Origin of the sequence: Scrofimicrobium canadense, from assembly GCF_009696615.1 — a bacterium.
GTDB lineage: Bacteria > Actinomycetota > Actinomycetes > Actinomycetales > Actinomycetaceae > Scrofimicrobium > Scrofimicrobium canadense.
Window position 1 is genome coordinate 1 of sequence record NZ_VULO01000026.1, and the last position, 3,250, is coordinate 3,250.

The window sequence follows — 3,250 nt, forward strand, 5'->3', positions numbered from 1 at the left end:
GATACCCTGGTAGTCCACGCAGTAAACGATGATAACTCGCTGTCGGCGATACACGGTCGGCGGCTAAGCGAAAGCGATAAGTTATCCACCTGGGGAGTACGTTCGCAAGAATGAAACTCAAAGGAATTGACGGGGGCCCGCACAAGCGGTGGAGCATGTGGTTTAATTCGATGCAACGCGAAGAACCTTACCTACTCTTGACATCCTGCGAATTTGGTAGAGATACCTTAGTGCCTTCGGGAGCGCAGAGACAGGTGCTGCATGGCTGTCGTCAGCTCGTGTTGTGAAATGTTGGGTTAAGTCCCGTAACGAGCGCAACCCTTGTCCTTATTTGCCAGCGCGTAATGGCGGGAACTCTAAGGAGACTGCCGGTGACAAACCGGAGGAAGGTGGGGACGACGTCAAGTCATCATGGCCCTTACGAGTAGGGCTACACACGTGCTACAATGGTCGGTACAAAGGGTTGCCAACTCGCGAGAGTGAGCCAATCCCGAAAAGCCGATCTCAGTCCGGATCGGAGTCTGCAACTCGACTCCGTGAAGTCGGAATCGCTAGTAATCGTGGATCAGAATGCCACGGTGAATACGTTCCCGGGCCTTGTACACACCGCCCGTCACACCATGGGAGTGGACTGCACCAGAAGTGGTTAGCCTAACGCAAGAGGGCGATCACCACGGTGTGGTTCATGACTGGGGTGAAGTCGTAACAAGGTAGCCGTAGGGGAACCTGCGGCTGGATCACCTCCTTAAACGATGCCTTCCCCTCGCGGCAAGCGCTCACAATGAATTACCTGATCAGAATGCTGTTGATGCGCAGTGATAAACGCGCTTTCACGTTGAAAGAAAAAGAAAGACCTTCTTTTTTCTTTTAAAATGAAAGAAACAGCGTGTTTATCACTGCCTATGGCAGTCGCTCTTTAACAATGTATATCATGCTGACAGAAACGCGTTGAACGCGTTTCTACGTAAATTGTATTGTGATACGTCTCAAGCGTATCCGGCAATCGTTATCATTGCGAACCCCAGACTCCTTCGGGTTATAGGGTCAAGCAATGAAGCGCACACGGTGGATGCCTAGGCAGCCAGAGGCGATGAAAGACGTGGTAGCCTGCGATAAGGTTCGGTGAGGTGGCAAACGACCTGTGACCCGGACATCTCTGAATGGGGAAACCCACTCATCACAAGATGAGTATCTTGCGCTGAATACATAGGCGCAAGAGGCGAACCAGGGGAACTGAAACATCTAAGTACCCTGAGGAAAAGAAATCAACCGAGATTCCCCTAGTAGCGGCGAGCGAACGGGGACCAGCCCTTAAGCGTGTGACGGATTAGACGAACAGACTGGGAAGTCTGGCCATAGCGGGTGATAGCCCCGTAGTCGAAAATCTGATCACGTGAAATCGAGTAGGTCGGGGCACGAGAAACCTTGACTGAAGACGGGGGGACCATCCTCCAAGGCTAAATACTCCTGGCTGACCGATAGTGAACCAGTACCGTGAGGGAAAGGCGAAAAGAACCCCGGAGAGGGGAGTGAAATAGATCCTGAAACCGTGTGCGTACAAGCAGTAGGAGCAGACTTGTTCTGTGACTGCGTACCTTTTGTATAATGGGTCAGCGACTTATATTCAGTGGCGAGGTTAACCGTATAGGGGAGCCGTAGGGAAACCGAGTCTTAACTGGGCGACACAGTCGCTGGATATAGACCCGAAACCGAGCGATCTATCCATGAGCAGGGTGAAGGTTGAGTAACATCAACTGGAGGCCCGAACCAGGATCTGTTGAAAAAGATTTGGATGACTTGTGGATCGGAGTGAAAGGCTAATCAAGCTCGGAGATAGCTGGTTCTCCTCGAAAGCTATTTAGGTAGCGCCTCACGTATCACCGCCGGGGGTAGAGCACTGTTTCGGCTAGGGGGTCATCCCGACTTACCAACCCGAGGCAAACTCCGAATACCGGTGAGTGCCAGCGTGGGAGACACACGGCGGGTGCTAACGTCCGTCGTGAAAAGGGAAACAACCCAGACCGTCAGCTAAGGTCCCCAAATCCTGGTTAAGTGGGAAACGATGTGGGAAGGCTCAGACAGCTAGGAGGTTGGCTTAGAAGCAGCCATCCTTTAAAGAAAGCGTAATAGCTCACTAGTCGAGTCGGCCTGCGCGGAAGATGTAACGGGGCTAAACCAGGTACCGAAGCTACGGGTTCATCCTTACGGATGAGCGGTAGAGGAGCGTCGTGTAAGCCGATGAAGGTGTGTTGAGAAGCATGCTGGAGGTATCACGAGTGCGAATGCTGACATGAGTAACGATAAAGGGAGTGAAAAACTCCCTCGCCGGAAGACCAAGGGTTTCTGTTCGACGCTAATCGGAGCAGAGTGAGTCGGCCCCTAAGGCGAGGCCGAAAGGCGTAGTCGATGGGAAACGGGTCAATATTCCCGTACCGGACATGATTGCGATGGGGGGACGGAGAAGGCTAGGTGAGCCAGGCGTTGGTTGTCCTGGTGAAAGTGAGTAGGCTGGGGTCTCAGGTAAATCCGGGACCCTTCAAGGCCGAGACACGAAACGAAGACACTACGGTGTCGAAGTCATTGATGCCACGCTTCCAGGAAAAGCCTCTAAGCTTCAGATCATGTGCGACCGTACCCCAAACCGACACAGGTGGTCAGGGTGAGAATCCCAAGGCGCTTGAGAGAACTCGGGTGAAGGAACTAGGCAAAATGGTGCCGTAACTTCGGGAGAAGGCACGCCGGCGTAGGGTGACGAGACTTGCTCTCCAAGCCCGAACCGGTCGAAGATACCAGGTGGCTGCAACTGTTTAGTAAAAACACAGCACTCTGCCAACTCGCAAGAGGACGTATAGGGTGTGACGCCTGCCCGGTGCCGGAAGGTTAAGTGATGGTGTCAGGATTCGTCCGAAGCTCTTGATCGAAGCCCCGGTAAACGGCGGCCGTAACTATAACGGTCCTAAGGTAGCGAAATTCCTTGTCGGGTAAGTTCCGACCTGCACGAATGGTGTAATGATCTGGACGCTGTCTCAACCGTGAGCTCAGTGAAATTGTAGTATCGGTGAAGATGCCGATTACCCGCGATGGGACGAAAAGACCCCGTGAACCTTTACTATAGCTTAACATTGAATTTGGGTAATTGATGTGTAGGATAGGCCGGAGGCTTCGAAGCAGGTACGCCAGTGTTTGTGGAGCCGCTGTTGAAATACGGCCCTTTGATTATTTGAGTTCTAACCCGTTGATGCGGGGACAC

The 3,250-nt window shown here is 52.7% G+C and carries 2 rRNA genes; both read left to right on the top strand.

Annotated features, from left to right (window positions below):
- Positions 1-748 (top strand): 16S ribosomal RNA (locus tag FYJ24_RS12220); the annotation flags it as partial.
- Between the two features lie 294 nt (positions 749-1,042).
- Positions 1,043-3,250: ribosomal RNA gene (locus FYJ24_RS12225) — 23S ribosomal RNA — on the top strand; the annotation flags it as partial.